The 17,644-nt window shown below is 24.4% G+C and carries 13 protein-coding genes and 2 pseudogenes; 7 read left to right on the plus strand and 8 right to left on the minus strand.

The annotated features are described in order from the left end of the window. Positions 1–11: 11 nt before the first annotated feature. Positions 12–521: a flavodoxin FldA gene (gene fldA / locus D9V60_RS01510; protein WP_158360595.1), complete on the minus strand. Its 510-nt coding sequence runs from the start codon at positions 519–521 to the stop codon at positions 12–14. Positions 522–792: 271 nt separating this feature from the next. On the opposite strand from fldA, the gene phrB reads away from it, so the two are divergent. The 7 genes and pseudogenes from phrB (at position 793) to D9V60_RS01550 (ending at position 10,131) form a co-directional block, all read left to right on the plus strand. Next, on the plus strand, positions 793–2,217 hold the full coding sequence (phrB, locus tag D9V60_RS01515; protein WP_158360596.1) for a deoxyribodipyrimidine photo-lyase: 1,425 nt from the start codon (positions 793–795) through the stop codon (positions 2,215–2,217). Between the two features lie 21 nt (positions 2,218–2,238). Beyond that, the gene (locus D9V60_RS01520) at positions 2,239–2,982 is read left to right on the plus strand and encodes a Nif3-like dinuclear metal center hexameric protein (protein ID WP_158360597.1); all 744 of its coding nucleotides are present in this window, start codon (positions 2,239–2,241) and stop codon (positions 2,980–2,982) included. A 59-nt stretch (positions 2,983–3,041) separates the two neighbouring features. Beyond that, positions 3,042–5,828, plus strand: a complete 2,787-nt coding sequence (locus D9V60_RS01525) for a 2-oxoglutarate dehydrogenase E1 component (RefSeq protein WP_158360598.1) — start codon at positions 3,042–3,044, stop codon at positions 5,826–5,828. 16 nt (positions 5,829–5,844) lie between these two features. Beyond that, positions 5,845–7,058: pseudogene (gene sucB, locus D9V60_RS01535) on the plus strand (dihydrolipoyllysine-residue succinyltransferase). A gap of 262 nt (positions 7,059–7,320) precedes the next feature. Beyond that, positions 7,321–8,010 carry a 2,3-diphosphoglycerate-dependent phosphoglycerate mutase gene (gpmA, locus tag D9V60_RS01540; protein WP_158360601.1) on the plus strand — a complete coding sequence of 230 codons (690 nt, stop codon included), beginning with the start codon at positions 7,321–7,323 and terminating at the stop codon, positions 8,008–8,010. Between the two features lie 269 nt (positions 8,011–8,279). Next, positions 8,280–9,242 (plus strand): 6-phosphofructokinase, encoded by a 963-nt coding sequence (gene pfkA, locus D9V60_RS01545; protein WP_158360602.1) that lies wholly within the window; start codon positions 8,280–8,282, stop codon positions 9,240–9,242. A gap of 100 nt (positions 9,243–9,342) precedes the next feature. Then, positions 9,343–10,131, plus strand: coding sequence for an MIP/aquaporin family protein (locus tag D9V60_RS01550; RefSeq protein ID WP_158360603.1), 789 nt, complete (start codon positions 9,343–9,345; stop codon positions 10,129–10,131). On the opposite strand, the gene tpiA is transcribed toward D9V60_RS01550, so the two are convergent. The 7 genes and pseudogenes from tpiA to serS all read right to left on the minus strand — a co-directional run bounded on the left by tpiA (position 10,132) and on the right by serS (position 17,636). Continuing rightward, positions 10,132–10,902, minus strand: a complete 771-nt coding sequence (gene tpiA, locus D9V60_RS01555; protein ID WP_158360604.1) for a triose-phosphate isomerase — start codon at positions 10,900–10,902, stop codon at positions 10,132–10,134. A 116-nt stretch (positions 10,903–11,018) separates the two neighbouring features. Further along, a pseudogene (ihfB, locus tag D9V60_RS01560) lies at positions 11,019–11,301 on the minus strand (integration host factor subunit beta). A gap of 73 nt (positions 11,302–11,374) precedes the next feature. Then, positions 11,375–13,051: a 30S ribosomal protein S1 gene (gene rpsA, locus D9V60_RS01565; protein WP_158360605.1), complete on the minus strand. Its 1,677-nt coding sequence runs from the start codon at positions 13,049–13,051 to the stop codon at positions 11,375–11,377. Positions 13,052–13,183: 132 nt separating this feature from the next. Beyond that, on the minus strand, positions 13,184–13,834 hold the full coding sequence (gene cmk / locus D9V60_RS01570; protein WP_180818816.1) for a (d)CMP kinase: 651 nt from the start codon (positions 13,832–13,834) through the stop codon (positions 13,184–13,186). A 78-nt stretch (positions 13,835–13,912) separates the two neighbouring features. Next, complete coding sequence (gene aroA / locus D9V60_RS01575) at positions 13,913–15,199, minus strand: 3-phosphoshikimate 1-carboxyvinyltransferase (RefSeq protein WP_158360607.1); 1,287 nt, start codon at positions 15,197–15,199, stop codon at positions 13,913–13,915. A gap of 38 nt (positions 15,200–15,237) precedes the next feature. Then, on the minus strand, positions 15,238–16,323 hold the full coding sequence (serC, locus tag D9V60_RS01580) for a 3-phosphoserine/phosphohydroxythreonine transaminase (RefSeq protein WP_158360608.1): 1,086 nt from the start codon (positions 16,321–16,323) through the stop codon (positions 15,238–15,240). Positions 16,324–16,352: 29 nt separating this feature from the next. Continuing rightward, positions 16,353–17,636: a serine--tRNA ligase gene (serS, locus tag D9V60_RS01585; RefSeq protein WP_158360609.1), complete on the minus strand. Its 1,284-nt coding sequence runs from the start codon at positions 17,634–17,636 to the stop codon at positions 16,353–16,355. Positions 17,637–17,644: the final 8 nt, after the last annotated feature.

Below are 17,644 nucleotides of genomic sequence, written 5' to 3' on the forward strand. Positions count from 1 at the left end.
ATATAATATTTTTAATAAAATTTAGAAATTATGTTTTTTATCCATTGTTTAATACGATATGTAGTTTGATCTGATTGACGATCTTCATCTAAAATTAATCCTACAAAATAGTCTTTATTTAATAGAGCTTTAGAAGAATCAAAAATATATCCTTTTGTTGGCCATTCGCCAATTATTTTTGCTTTATTTTTTTTTATAGTTTTATATATTACGCTTAATGCGTCACAAAAATATTCACTATAATCTTCTTGATCACCACATCCAAAAAGTGCAACAGTTTTATTTGAAAAATTTATTTCTTTTAAAATAGGTAAAAAATCATCCCAATCACATTGAACTTCACCATAATACCAAGTAGGGACGCCAAATATTAAATTGTTAAAACTTTCTATATCTTTTTTAGAAGTATTGCTAATATCAAATAAAATCGAGTTATTTTTCCCTATTTTTTGATGAATAATTTTTGCTATTTTTTCTGTATTTCCAGTATCACTTCCAAAAAAAATACCTATTTTTTCCATATTTTTACCTATATATTAAAAAATTTCTTAAAAATTAAATTTCTAACTTTAAATATACAAACTCACAAAATACTTTTAAAGTATATAAAATTAAATTTATTTAAATTATAAAATTTTTATAATTTATTTTTGTTGCACTTCTGATAAGTTAATATTTTAAAAATTTTTTATTTCTATTTTAAAAGAAAAAATTTTTAAAAATTTACTAAAATTTTTAATAAAACTATAATATGTTATTTATTATAAATACAAAAACTTTAAAATTGAAATAATGAATAAAAATTTAATATGGTTTCGAAATGATCTTCGTATCTATGATAATACAGCATTATATAAAGCGTGCTTATCTGATACAGATCAAGTAATAGGTTTGTTTATTTTTACTCCAAAACAATGGGATAAACATTATGTATCTATTAAAAAAATATCTTTTCTTTATCAAAATTTAATTTTTTTACAAAAAGAACTATTAAAATTAAATATTATCTTGCATCATCATGAATGTACTGATTTTTTAAATTCTGCAGAATATTTATTTTATTTTTGTCATAAAAATAAAATTAATCGTTTATTTTATAATTATCAATATGAGATCAACGAAAAAAATAGAGATTATTTAATAACACAAAAATTATCTGAACAAGGTGTTTCTGTTGAAGGTTTTCATGATAATATTTTAATTGAACCTATTAAAATAAGAAGTAAAAATAATGAATCTTATAAAAAATTTTATTTTTTTAAAAAAAAAATAATAGATTCTTTATCAAAAAAAATTCCAATATGTTTTCCTATTCCGAAAAAAAGAAATTTTAATAACTACAATATATATCCAGTACATTTTATTAAAAATGTTAATATAAATTTTAATGAAAATTTATTTCCTGTTGGAGAAAAAGCAGCGATTAATAAACTAAAATATTTTTGTAGTAATAAAATTGAAGATTATTTATTAAAAAGAAACTTTCCGTATTTAAATAATACTAGTATGCTTTCTCCTTATTTATCCTTGGGAGTGATATCTGTAAGGCATTGTTTACAAATATTTTTAAAAGAATATAAAAAAAAATCATTAACTATAGCGCTCAATTCATCTTGGATAAATGAAATAATATGGCGTGAATTTTATTATCATTTATTAATTAATTTTCCTATACTTGGAAAATCTGAATCATTATTACAATGGGAAAAGAAAATAAGTTGGGAAAATAATGTAAATTATTTTAATGCCTGGAAAAATGGACAAACTGGTTTTCCTATAATTGATGCAGCTATGAAACAATTAAATAAAATAGGATGGATGCATAATAGATTAAGAATGATTACATCGAGTTTTTTAGTAAAAAATCTTTTAATAGATTGGAGAGAAGGTGAAAAATATTTCATGTACAATTTAATTGATGGGGATTACGCATTAAATAATGGAGGATGGCAGTGGTCTGCATCAATCGGTAGTGATTCAACTCCTTATATACGTATATTCAACCCATTACGCCAGTCTAAAATTTTTGATAAATCGGGTATATTCATAAAAAAATATTTACCTGAATTAAAAATAATACCAGATAATCATATTCATAGTCCACATGAATGGATTATTAATAATGGTTGTAAAATAGATTACCCAAAACCAATTATAAATTACAAAAATAGTAAAGAAAAGTTTTTGTCGACATATCAATTGGCTCAATTATTTTAAAATAAAAAAAGATCAAATTATATGGAAAATTTTGTTTTAGAAAAAATTATTAATGAAAAATTATTTAATAAATACAATGAAGATATAGTACCTAATGGATTGCAAATAGAAGGCGATAAAATAGTTAAAAAAATTATTACAGGTGTAAGTGTATGTCAAGATTTATTAAATTCAGCTTTATACCATAAAGCTAACGCTATTATTGTTCATCATGGATATTTCTGGAGTAAAGATTCTAAATATATTCATCATGTTCAAAAAAATAGGTTAAAAACTATACTTACTAATAATATTAATTTATATAGTTGGCATTTACCATTAGATATTCATCCGGAATTAGGCAATAATATACAAATTTCTAAAAAACTAAATATTTCTGTTAAAGGTGAAGTTTTTCCCTATGTTTTATGGGGTGTGTTAGAACCTAAAATAAGTGGTTTTGATTTTTCAAAAAAAATAGAAAAAATTTTTAAAAAAAAACCTATACATTTTTATCAAAATGCTCCAGATTACATTAGTCGTATAGCTTGGTGTACTGGAAAAGGACAAAATTTTATTAAACAGGCATATAAATTCGGTATTGATGCTTTTTTAACAGGTGAAGTTTCTGAAGAAACGATATATATTTCTAAAGAATTAGGCATACATTTTTTTGCACTTGGGCATTACTGTAGTGAAAAATATGGAATTAAAGCTTTAGGTAAATGGTTACAAAAAACACATAATTTAGATGTTATTTTTATTGATATTTATAATCCTGCATAATTATTTAAAATGCATTATTTAAATTTAAAAACAATTCGTTAAAACTTTAGATGAAAATTATGAGTAAAAATATAATAAAAAAATTATTCGACTCTTCTTGGTTATCTTGCGAGAATCAAAAATATATTGAATTTATATATCAAGAATTTTTAAAAAATCCATTATCTATCAATGATTCATGGCAAAAAGCATTTATAAACTTATCTAATAATAATAAACATACTATAGAAAACAATAATTTTTTAAATCATATTTTAAATAAAAATGAAAAAATAGAATTTAAAGAATCAAATAAAAAAAATAATAATCAATTAGATAAAAAAATTAATCGAATGATTAATTTTTTTAAAAAAAAAGGTTATAAAAAATCTTTAATAGATCCTATTAAATTAAAAAAACAAAAAAAATATCCATATTTAGAACTTTTATTTTATGAATTTAATAAAAGTGAATTAGAAACAACAGTAGAAATTAATTTCCAAAAAAATCCTAATTATAAAATAAAAGTAATAGATTTATATAATAAGTTAAATAAAAAATATTGTAATTCTATTGGTTTTGAATATATGTACATTGATAATGTATATCAAAAAAAATGGATTACAGAATATATAGAATTATACTTTAAAGAAAACTTGATTTCAGAACAAAAAAAAATAGAATTTTTAAAAGAAGTCATTTATGCAGAAACTTTAGAAAAATATTTAGGAAAAAAATTTTCTGGTGCAAAACGATTTTCTTTAGAAGGAGCAGAAACACTTATTACAATGTTACGTGAAATAATACGTTATTCGAAAAATAATGATATTTCAGATATTATTATAGGAATGGCTCATAGAGGTAGATTAAACGTATTAGTAAATGTTCTAAATAAAAACCCTAAAATATTATTTGATGAATTTTCTGGCATTAATATATCTACAAAAAAAAGCGGAGATGTTAAATATCATTCAGGAGGTTTTTCATATATTCAAAATCAAAGTAAAATAATTAATTTAAAATTAGAATACAATCCATCACATTTAGAAATAATCAATCCAGTGATTCTTGGGGTCACACGAGCATCGATAGATCAATCAGAATGTTTAAAAAATCAAGTTTTATCTATTAGTATTCATGGAGATGCTTCAATTATTGGACAAGGTGTAGTACAAGAAACATTAAATATGTCTCAAACCGAAGGTTACACAATAGGAGGTACAGTTCATATTGTAATTAACAATCAAATTGGTTTTACTACTTCAAATCCTAAATATCTTCGATCTAGCAAATATTGTACTGATATTGCGAAATTAATTCAAGCACCTATTTTTCATGTAAATGCTGATGATATAGAAGCTTCTATTTTTGCTACTCAATTAGCTTTAGATTTTAAGAAAAAATTTAATAAAGATGTTTTTATAGATTTAGTTTGTTATAGAAGACATGGTCATAATGAAGTTGATGATCCTTTTGTAACCCAACCTGCTATGTATAAAAAAATTCAAAATCATCCTACTATAAGTAAAATATATTCGAATTTATTAATTAATCAAAACTTAATTACAATTAATGATGTTAATAAAATAGTAGAAGAATATTCTAATAAATTAACGACAGGAAAAACAATTTTTTGTCAAGAGAAAGATATAAATTTTCAAAGCGAAAATATAAATATTTTCAAAATAGAAAAAACTTTAAAAAAGTTAAATTTTCAAGATATTCAAAAATTGCTTTATAAGATTAATACTCTCCCTGAATCTATTGAAGTACATAGACGAGTTAAAAAAATTTATCAAGATAGAATTGAAATGTCTGAAGAAAAAAAATTATTTGACTGGGGTGCTGCTGAATCTTTAGCTTATGCAACAATACTAAATGAAGGTATTTCATGTCGTCTTTCAGGTGAAGATATTCGTCGGGGAACTTTTTTTCATCGTCATGCTTGTATTCATGACCAAAGCAATGGATCTATTTACATACCATTACAACATATTAAAAATAATCAAGGAAAGTTTGAAATTTGGGATTCTGTTTTATCAGAAGAAGCAGTTTTAGCTTTTGAATATGGATATTCATTATATTCTCCAAATACTTTGACTATTTGGGAAGCACAATTTGGAGATTTTGTTAATGGAGCACAAGTAGTTATTGATCAATTTATTAGCTCTGGTGAGCAAAAATGGAATAAAAAATCTAATTTAGTTATTTTTTTACCTCATGGTTATGAAGGACAAGGGCCAGAACATTCTTCAGGTCGAATTGAACGATTTCTTCAACTTTGTGCCCAAAATAATATACAAATTTGTATTCCTACTACATCTTCCCAAATATTTCATTTGTTAAGAAAACAAGCATTCAAAAATATTTATAAACCATTGATCATTTTTACTCCTAAATCTCTTTTGCGACATTCGATGGCTGCTTCTTCTTTAAAAGATATAATAAAAAATAGTTTTAAAAAAATAATAGATGAAATTAGTAATAATTTAAAACAAATTAAACGTGTAATTTTTTGTTCTGGTAAAATATATTATGATCTTTTAGAATATAGAAATAAAAATAACATCATGAACATTGCTATAATTCGTATTGAACAATTATATCCATTTCCTATTAGTGAAATATCAAATATATTAAAAAAATATTTTTATATTAAAGATTTTATTTGGTGTCAAGAAGAGCCATATAATCAAGGCGCATGGTTTTATATAAAAAATTATTTATATGATATTTTACCATTTTCCTCTAGACTAAATTATATTGGTCGTTCATCCTCTGCAGCTCCGGCAGTAGGTCATATTACACTACATAAAAAAGAACAAGAACAATTAATATATAATGCTTTAAATTTAACGCTTACTTAAATAATAGGAATAAAAAATGAATAAAATTAATATTCTTGTTCCAGATCTACCAGATTCTGTGAGTGATGCAGTAATAGCAAAATGGCATAAAAAAATAGGAGAAACAGTATATTCTAATGAAAATATAGTCGATATTGAAACAGATAAAATAATGTTAGAAGTATCATCTCCATGTGATGGAATATTAAGTGTTATTTTAGAAAAAACAGGTTCAATTGTTAAATCAACTCAAATAATAGGAAATATAACTAAAATAAGTAACATTGAAAAAAAAAAACAGAATCAACAACAAAAGAAAAAAAAATTTCTATAAATAAAATTGATACCCCTGAAAGAAACAAGCATATTAATTTTGCTTCAAATAAAAATATCAACCATTATTTTACACCTTCTGCTAGACGTTTTATTAAAATTAATAATATCGATCAATCTTCTATTATACCTAATCAGTTAAATTATATATTTAGAAAACAAGATATTGAAAAAAATGTTCACGAAAATTCTAATCTAAATAATACGTTTAATAATTCAAATAATACCTATAGAGTCAAAATGACTCGATTACGTCAAAAAATAGCTGAAAGATTATTACAAACAAAAAATAATACAGCTATGCTTACTACTTTTAATGAAGTAAATATGCAGTCAATTATTTCTTTACGAAAAAAATATAATGAATCTTTTGAGCAAAAATATGGTGTTCGTATTGGATTTATGTCTTTTTTTGTGAAATCAGTAATAGCAGCATTAAAAATTTTTCCGGAAATAAATGCTACTATTGATAATACAGATATTGTTTTTTATAAAAACTTTGATATTAGTATTGCTGTTTCAACACCTAGAGGTTTAATAACTCCAGTGTTAAGAAATGCCGATCAAATGTCAATGGCAGATATAGAAAAAAAAATAAAAGAATTTTCTATTAAAAGTCTTAACAATAAAATAAAAATAGAAGAACTAATTGGAGGAAATTTCACCATAACTAATGGTGGTGTTTTTGGATCTTTAATGTCTACACCAATTATCAATCCGCCTCAAACAGCTATACTAGGAATGCATGCTATCAAAGAACGTCCAATGGCAATAAACGGAAAAATTAAAATTCTTCCCATGATGTATTTAGCATTATCTTACGATCATCGTTTAATTGATGGTAAAGAATCTGTAAGCTTTTTAAATAAAATAAAAAATATATTAGAAGATTTTAATCGTATTTTAATTGATGTTTAAAAAAATTAAAAAATTTTAACAATTCATTTTTCATACATATTAAAAGTACAGTATTTAAAAATAAACTGTACTTTTATTATTTTCTATCTAAATATTTAATTTAAAAAAATTTTTTTATTTTTTCATAAAATATAATCTTTAATTTTTTAATACATATAAAAATATGTTTTATTTTAAAGAAATAATGACATACGAATAAAAATTGATTAAAATATTTTGATAAAAAATACATCTTATCTATATAAATAAAAAGGATGAAGTAATGAATAAAATAGTCTTAATTAGACATGGCGAAAGTGAATGGAATCAATTAAATAAATTCACTGGATGGCATGATTCGGATCTAAGTGAGCGTGGAAAAAATGAAGCTAAAAAAGCAGGTTTATTATTAAAAAAAGAAAAATTTTTTTTTGATCAAGCACATACTTCTATGTTAAAAAGAGCAATATATACTTTACAATATATTCTTAAAAAAATAAATCAACCTTGGTTATCAGTTCAAAAATCATGGCGTTTAAACGAAAGACACTATGGTGCCTTAGAAGGATTTAATAAGAATGAAATCATTCAAAAATATGGACATGAACAAGTTCTTTTATGGAGACGTAGTTTTAATATTATCCCTCCTCAAATTGATATAAAAGATAAACGTTTCCCAGGAAATGATATACGTTATTCTAATGTTGATATCAATAAACTTCCGAAAGGAGAAAGTTTAGAAATAACTATAAAAAGAGTAATTCCTTATTGGGAAAAAATTATTTATCCGCAATTAAAAAATAGAAAAAAAATACTAATTGTAGCACATGGAAATTCATTACGAGCATTAATAAAATATTTGAAAGAAATTGATAATAAAAAAATTATAGAATTAGAAATCCCAACCGCAGTTCCAATTGTTTTAGAATTTGATAAAAAATACATTCCTACTAAATGGTATTATTTAAAATAAATTATTTAAAAACACATTTTTCGATTTAAAATCAACACATATTATATATTATCTCTTATTTACATAAGAGAAGATATATTTTTGATAAAACATATATATTTAAATTATGCAATCAGAATTAGCTAAAAGTTTTTAATATCTTTAATTCTTAATTTCAATATAAATTAATATATTATCTTAAAATATTTAAAATATATTTATAGACGTATATTTTTAAATATTAAATATATAGAAAATAATTTTTTATAGTAGTTAAAAACGAGATTATTATGATTAAAAGAATTGGAGTATTAACTAGTGGTGGCGATGCTCCTGGAATGAACGCGGCAATTAGGGGAGTAGTAAGAACAGCATTAAGTGAAAAATTAGAAGTATTTGGAATCTATGATGGGTATTTAGGATTATATCAAAATAGAATGATACAATTAGATAGATATAGTGTATCAGATATGATTAATAGAGGTGGAACATTTCTTGGTTCTGCTAGATTTTCTGGTTTTTATAAAAATGAAATACGAAGTATAGCTATCAAAAATCTTCAAAAAAGAAAGATAGATGCATTGGTTGTTATTGGAGGTGATGGATCTTATATAGGTGCTCAAAAATTAACGAAGATGGGAATGCCATGTATTAGCATTCCAGGGACTATAGATAATGATGTAGCAGGTACTGATTATACTATTGGTTATTTTACTGCTTTAGAGACTGTTGTTGAAGCCATTGATAGGTTAAGAGATACTTCTTCATCTCATCAGCGTATTTCTATTGTAGAAGTTATGGGAAGATATTGTGGCGATTTAACATTAGCTGCAGCAATTGCAGGTGGCTGTGAATTTATTGTGCTTCCAGAAATTAAATATACAAAAGAAGAATTAGTTTCAGAAATAAAAGCAGGTATTGCAAAAGGCAAAAAACACGCAATAGTTGCAATTACAGAATATATATGTGATGTGGAAGCATTAGCTAAATATATTGAAAATGAAACTCACCGTGAAACTAGAGCTACCATATTAGGTCATATACAAAGAGGAGGTGCTCCAGTAGTATATGATCGTATATTAGCTTCTAGAATGGGTGCTTATTCTGTAGAGTTATTAATTAAAGGTTATAAGGGTAAATGTATTGGTATTCAAAACGAAAAAATGGTGTTTAATGACATCACAAATGCGCTAAAAAATATGAAACGTGTGTTTAAAAAAGATTGGTTAATTACTGCTAAAAAACTTTATTAATATAAAATTAGTGCCGGTTTTTCCGGCGCTCTAAATTTTGATTTTTATTGTTTAATCTAAAAAAACAATTATATAATAAAATTATATAGGTATTAAAATAATGAATATATGTAGTAAAAAAAATATATTACAACAGTGCATTGCTGAATTTTTAGGAACAGGTTTAATAATATTTTTTGGAGTTGGATGTTTAGCAGCATCAAAATTAACAAATTTTCATTTTAATAAATATGAAATGAGTATTATTTGGGGTTTTTCAGTAGCTTTGTCAATTTATTTAAGTATTTCAATATCTGGAGCCCACTTAAATCCAGCTATTACTATTTTTTTTTGGTTATTTTATAAATTTAATAAAAAAAAAGTAATTCCATATATTATTTCTCAAATTTCTGGTGCTTTTTTTTTTACAATATTAATATATTATATTTATCATAATTTACTAATATCATTCGAACATAAATATAATATCACACGGGGAACGAAAGAAAGTCTGCAATTAGCTTCAATTTTTTGTGTTTATCCTCAAAAAAATTATATTCTTATACGTAATTTTATATTAGAAATAATTATTTCAATATTTTTTATTATTGCACTTATGATAATTAATGATAAAAAAAATTTTTTTGTTATTCAAAAAAAATTTAACCCATGTTTAATAGGAATATTAGTTGCGATTATTAATATATCTTTAGGATCTTTAAATAACATTACCTTAAATCCAGCGCATGACTTAGGTCCTAGAATTTTTTTAAGTTTAATAGGATGGGGAAAAATAGCTTTTACTGGAGTAAATAATAGTTATTTCTCATATTTTTTAACATCTATAATTGCGCCAATATCAGGTATAAATTTAGGTGGATGGATATATAAAAAATTTATAAATAATTAGTTATTTACATAAAATATCATTTGATATTTTAAGAATTTTTAAAAATTCTTTATGCATTAAAGAAGCGCTACCAATTAGTAATCCATCAATATCAGGTTGCTCAAGAAAACTTTTAGCATTTTTAGAATTAACAGAACCACCGTATTGAACAATTAATTTTTCTATATTGTTTGCATTATATTTATTAATATGATTTTTTATAAGTTTATGTATTGATTGAACATATATAGGATCGGCTGATACGCCTGTTCCAATTGCCCAAATAGGTTCATATGCAATTATTGCATTTATAAACGCTTTTTCTCCAAAATACTCAAATATCACATCTAATTGATTTTTTAAAATTTTTTCAGTTTTATTTTGTTTTTTTTCATTTGCACTTTCTCCTATACATAAAATAGGAATTAAATTTAAACTTTTAATTAAACCAAATTTTTTTGCAATTAATTTATCCGTTTCATTATGAAAAAAACGTCTTTCAGAATGCCCAACAATAACATATTTAACACCAATATCTTCCAACATTAATATAGATGTTTCTCCTGTAAAAGCTCCTTTTTTGTTTATATCGACATCTTGAGCACCAAGAAAAACATTTATATCTTTTATTTTTCTATAAACTCTTTCAAGATATATAGTTGAAGGTGCAATGACAATTTTATTATACTGTGAATAAAGTGGTATTTTTAATTTTAAATATTTTAAGAAATTAGAAATTGTTTCAATATTTCCGTTTAATTTCCAATTTGCTACAATAAAGTTTTTTTTCATTTTAATACTCTTTGATAATATTTAAGTAATGCTTAAATAAATGTGATAAAATATAGAAACTAAGTTGTTTATAAAAATATATTAACTTAGTTTCTAAAATCAAATGTTAAAAATTTTTATTTATATATATTAGCTCGGTTGCGTAATTGTTTTCCTGGTTTAAAGTAAGGCACATATTTTGCACTCAACTTAATTATTTCTCCAGTTTTAGGGTTTCGACCTACACGAGAGACTCGATAACGTAAAGAAAAACTTCCAAATCCTCGAATTTCTATTCTTTTACCGTGAGCCAATGCGAAAGACATATGTTCTAACATTTCTTTTACAGCTAGTTCTATTATTTTATTTTCAATATGATTTTTTTTTTGAAATTCTTTCGAATAGCTCTGACTTTATCATATATCCTCTATTTTAAAATTTATTTACTTTAGATAATTTTAATTATAAAAAATATATTTTTACTTTTAAGTAATTACTCAGTATTTTGAGCAGCTTTAAAAGCTTCTGCCATTACATTAGAGAATATTTCATCATTTTGTTTATTGCTTAATTTATTTTTTATATCTTTTTTGTCATCATTATTATCTATAACATGGATATTTAAACTGATATTTCTATTTTTTCGATCAAAATTAGAAATTTTTACTGAAATATTATCATTTATTTTAAATTTTTTTATAAACTCTTCATATTGAATAGAAGAGTCGGAAAATTTAACATTTCCATCAACACCTTCTGATAATTTTACAATAACTTGTTTATTATCAAAAGATTTAATTTTTCCGTTAATTATCGTTCCTTTTTTACAATTTGAAATATATGTATTAAAAGGATCTTCTCCTAATTGTTTGATACCCAATGAAATACGCTCTCGTTCTGCATCTACCTGTAATACTACTGCTGAAATTTCATCGCCTTTTTTGTAATCTTTAACTGCTTCTTCACCAGGAACTATCCAAGAAATATCAGATAAGTGTACTAACCCATCGATCCCGCCTTTTAAACCAATAAAAATGCCAAAATCTGTAATAGATTTAATTTTGCCAGCAACATGAACTCCTTTTTTATGAGTTTCAGAAAATTCTTGCCATGGATTAATTTTACATTGTTTTAATCCAAGTGAAATACGACGACGTTCTTCATCAATATCTAAAACTATAACATCTACTATATCATTAACAACAACTACTTTAGAAGGGTGAATATTTTTATTAGTCCAATCCATTTCTGATACATGCACTAATCCTTCTACACCTTCTTCGATTTCAACAAAACAACCATAATCTGTAAGATTCGTGACACGACCACTTAATTTAATTCCTTCAGGATAACGTTTAGAAATAGCTATCCATGGATCTTCTCCTAATTGTTTTAGTCCAAGAGATACACGTGTTTTTTCTTTATCAAATTTTAAAATTTTAACATGAATTTCATCACCAACATTAACTATTTCACTTGGATGTTTAACTCTTTTCCATGCCATATCTGTAATATGTAATAATCCATCTACACCACCTAAATCTACAAAAGCTCCATAATCTGTAAGATTTTTTACAATTCCTTTAATCTTAATACCTTCTTGCAAGTTTTCAAGCAATTGATTTCTTTCAGCACTATTTTCTGACTCAATAACAGCTCTACGTGAAACAACTACGTTATTTCTTTTTTGATCTAATTTAATAACTTTAAATTCTAATTCTTTGCCTTCAAGATGAATAGTTTCTCGAATAGGTCTAATATCAACTAAAGAACCAGGTAAAAATGCACGTATATCATTTAATTCAACAGTAAACCCACCTTTAACTTTTCCATTAATTATACCAGTTACAGTTTTTGATGTTTCATGCGCTTGTTCTAAAACTAGCCATGCTTCATGTCTTTTTGCTTTTTCACGAGATAAAAGTGTTTCCCCGAAACCATCTTCAATCGCATCTAAAGCAACATCAACATAATCTCCAACTTTTACATCAATTAAACCTTGAGAATTTTTAAATTGTTCCAATGGAATTGCAGATTCGGATTTAAGACCAGCATCAACTAAAATTATATCTTTTTCTATAGAAACAATAACACCACGAATAATAGAACCAGGACGTGTTTTAATTTCTTTTAGTGATTCTTCAAATAATTGAGCAAAAGATTCATTCATATTAATAATGTTAAAAAATTTTTATTAATGTTCACTTTAACTTCATGTTAAAATGAGCTTGTTTTATATATTATAATAATCCTTATTATAAAGTTTATTTTTTGGAATTTAAATTCTAAATTTTACATTGAATCATATAATTATTTTTTTATTAATTTCTTTCATAGAGTATTCGATGACTTCAGAAAGTGTCATATTAGTAGAATCTAATATTATAGCATCTTTTGATGGGTATAAAGGAGAAATTAATCGATTTTGATCGCGTTCATCGCGAATTTGTATTTGTTGGAACAATTCTTTATAACTAACAGTTAATCCTGTTTTTTTCAATTGTTGTATTCTTCGATCAACACGAGTTTCCAAATTAGCAGTTAAAAAGAACTTAATAATAGCATCAGGAAATACTATTGTTCCCATATCTCTTCCTTCTGCTATTAAACCAGGTAATTTTCGAAAATATCTTTGTTTATAAAGCAAAATTTCTCTAATTTTTGAAAAAGTAGCTAACTTAGAAGCTATTTCTCCAACTATTTGCAAGTGAATTATTTTAGAAGTTTTATTTTTTTTTTTAAATGAAGCAAAATTAAAATTGTTTAAAATAGAAATTATATTTTTTTCAATAATAGGAATATTTTTTTTTAATATTAGAACTGCTAATAGTCTATATATTACACCAGATTCCAGAATACACCAATTTAATTTATTTGCTATTACATTACATAAAGTGCTTTTTCCAGAACCACTTGGTCCGTCAATTGTAATTACAGGAATATTATTATTCATATTTTTATACATATAAAATATTTGAAATAAACAAGATATTACCTATTAAGTATTATTATTTTAAAAAACTTATTATATTTATTGACTCTTGCAAATAGTTAAAAAATCTTGAAAATATTTTGGATAAGTTTTAATTACGCAATTAGGATTAATTATTTTAACACCAACATTAGATAAACATAATAATGAAAAACACATCGCCATACGATGATCATCATAAGTATTAATTTCAGCTGATTTTAAACTATCAGTGGGAGTAATAGATAAAAAATCTTTACCTTCTTTAACTATTGCTCCAACTTTTTTTAATTCCTTTGTCATAGCAGACAATCTATCTGTTTCTTTAACTCTCCAATTATATATATTTCTAAGAATAGTCGTTCCTTGAGCAAATAAAGCTACTATAGCAATAGTCATAGCTGCATCAGGAATATGGTTCATATCTAAATCTATTGCTTTTAATTTACTTTTAGTAGATATAATAAAAGAATCACCCCAATTAATAATTGCCCCCATTTTTTCAAGAACAGTAGCAAATTTTATATCACCTTGAATACTTTTTTTTCCAACTCCAACAACTTTAACTGATCCTCCTTTAATTGCAGCAGCAGCTAGAAAATATGAAGCTGAAGAAGCATCTCCTTCAATTGTATAATTACCTGGTGTTTTATACTGTTGATTTCCTGTAATATAAAATACAGAATAAGAATCATGTCTAATATCTATGCCAAATAATTTTATTAATTTTATTGTAATATCTATATAGGGTTTAGAAACTAAATTTCCCTTTATAAATATAGTTGTATTTTTTAATGCCAGTGGAGCAATTATTAATAATGAAGTTAAAAACTGACTAGAAATACTTCCATTTAATGTAATTAAACCACCTATAAAACCGCCTTTTGTAGAAACTGGGGGATATCCTAAATTATTTTTATATTCAATAATTGCGCCACCTTGTTGTAAAGCATTAACAAGATGTTTAATAGGTCTTTCATGCATTCTATTGTTGCCTGTTAAAGTAACATTATTTGTGTATAATGAAAAAGCAGAAAGAAGTGGTCTAATAGCTGTTCCAGCGTTACCTAAAAACAATGAAATAGGATGTTTTACTTCAAATGATTGACTGTTACCATGAATGTAGCAAGTTTTATTTTTATCTGACAAAGAATAAAAAATGCCTATTTTTTTTAAAGCAGATAGCATATATTGAGTATCTTCACTATCTAGTAAATTACTAATAGTAGTTGTGCCATTAGTTAAGGCTGATAATAATAAAACTCTATTTGAAATACTTTTTGATCCAGGTAAATAAATAATACCATTAACAAAAGATACTGGATTTAATTTTAAAAAATTTTGCATAGTACATATACACTCTTTATTTTGGAAATAAAAAACTTTTATCCATATTTTTTTTCAAAAAATAACATAAATTTTGCTAATTTTTTTACACCTTCGATAGGCATGGCGTTATAAATTGAAGCTCTCATACCACCAACTATAAAATGTCCTTTCAAAGCATATAAACCAAATTTATTTGATTCCTGTAAAAATATCTTATCTAATTCTGAATTAAACAAATGAAACACAACATTCATCTGAGATCTATTTTTTTTATCTATATTGTTAATATAAAAATGACTATTATCTATCACTTGATATAATAAGTCTGATTTTTTTTTATTTAACTGTTCAATTTTTTTTATTCCACCTTGTTGTTTAAGCCACTTAAATACTAAACCTGATAAATACCAAGCAAATGTAGGTGGTGTATTAAACATAGAATTATATTGATGCATAATATTATAATCAAAAACAGATGGACATAGTTTAGAAGCATATCCTATTAAATCTTTTCTAATAATAACGATTGTAATTCCTGAAGGACCAATATTTTTTTGAGCACCAGCGTAAATTAATCCATATTTGTTAATATTAATTGATCGTGATAGAATAAATGATGAAAAATCTCCAACAACTATTTTATTTTGGAAACTTGGTTCTTCATATAATGATAATCCATCTATAGTTTCATTAGGGCAATAATGAATATAAGCAGAAATATTACTGATATTCCATTCTGAAGGCTTTAAAAGATAAATGTTGTTATTTTTTGTTTTCCTAATTAATATATTTTTAGAATTACAATATTTTTTGGATTCTAAAAATGCAGAATTAGACCAATAACCGCTATTAATATAATCAGCTCTTGAAAGATTCCCTAATAAATTCATAGGAATCGCTGAAAATTGACCTCTAGCTCCTCCTTGACAAAATAATACTTTATAAGTGTCAGGTATGTTTAATAAATCTCTTAAATCTTCTTCTGCTTCTTTAATCACTTGATGAAATTCTTTAGTACGATGACTAATTTCCATAACAGAACATCCTAAATTATTCCAATTTTTTAATTCTTTTTGCGCCTTCTTAAGAACATCTTTAGGAATCATAGCTGGTCCAGCACTAAAATTATAAATTGAATTCATCATCTCACCAATAATTATTATAAATATAATTAGTTTATAAATTTGATATTTTTCATATATTTATTTTGTAATATCTTTGGAATTTTTACCCGACCATCTTCTTGTTGATAATTTTCTAATATTGCTGCTAGTGTTCTTCCTACAGCTAAACCAGATCCATTTAATGTATGTACAAAATGATTATTTTTTTCTAATTTTTTTCGATATCTAGTTTTCATGCGACGTGCTTGAAAGTCAGTCATATTTGAACAAGATGAAATTTCTCTATACTTTTTTTGAGAAGGAAACCATACCTCTAAATCATATGTTTTAGCTGCAGAGAAGCCCATTTCTCCACCACATAATAAAACTTTTCTATAGGGAAGCTCTAAAAGTTGTAAAATTTTTTCTGCATGATTAGTTAATATTTCTAATGCTTGCATAGATAATTCTGGTTGAACAATTTGCACAAGTTCTACTTTATCAAACTGATGCAATCGAATTAAACCTTTATTATCACGCCCATAAGAAGAACCTTCTGATCTAAAACAAGGTGTATAAGCAGTTAACATAATAGGTAAATATTTTTCATCTAATATTTCATTTTTAAATAAATTAGTTAAAGGAACTTCAGCTGTAGGTATTAACATATACTTTTTTTTATCTGCAGTATTAACATGAAATAAATCATCACTAAATTTAGGCAATTGTCCTGTACCATATAAAGAATCATAATTTACTAAATAAGGAACATGTGTTTCTATATAATCATGTTGAGTAGTATGAAAATCTAACATAAATTGACTCAATGCTCTATGCAAAAGCGCAATATTTCCTTTCATAACAACAAATTTTGAACCTGATATTTTAGCTGCAGATTTCCAATCTATTTGATTCAGTTTATTACCTATTTCTATATGATCTTGAACAATAAAGTCATATTTTTTTTTCTTACCCCAATATTTTATTTCTTTATTATTATGTGACCCAATTCCTTCTGGAACATCTTGAGATGGTATATTAGGTATGGATATAGAAAAATTATAAATTTTTTCTTTTAAAAGATTCAATTCATTTTTTAATATATCTAAATTTTGATTAGATTTTGCTATTTTATTTTTTAAAGTTTCATTATTTTCTTTTAAAATTTTTGATTTTCTGAATAAATCTGATAATAATTTATGTTCATATTGTAAATTTTCAGTTTGTATTTGTATTTTTTTTCTTTTATTTTCCATCTTAGATATTAATGAAATATCTAATTTAAAACCTTTTTTTAACAGTTTTTTTGCTACTGAAAGTAATTCGTTACGTAATAAATAAGGATTTAACATAGTTTTAT

It is taken from the genome of Buchnera aphidicola (Aphis craccivora) (assembly GCF_005082145.1).
In the GTDB taxonomy this organism is placed as follows: domain Bacteria; phylum Pseudomonadota; class Gammaproteobacteria; order Enterobacterales; family Enterobacteriaceae; genus Buchnera; species Buchnera aphidicola_U.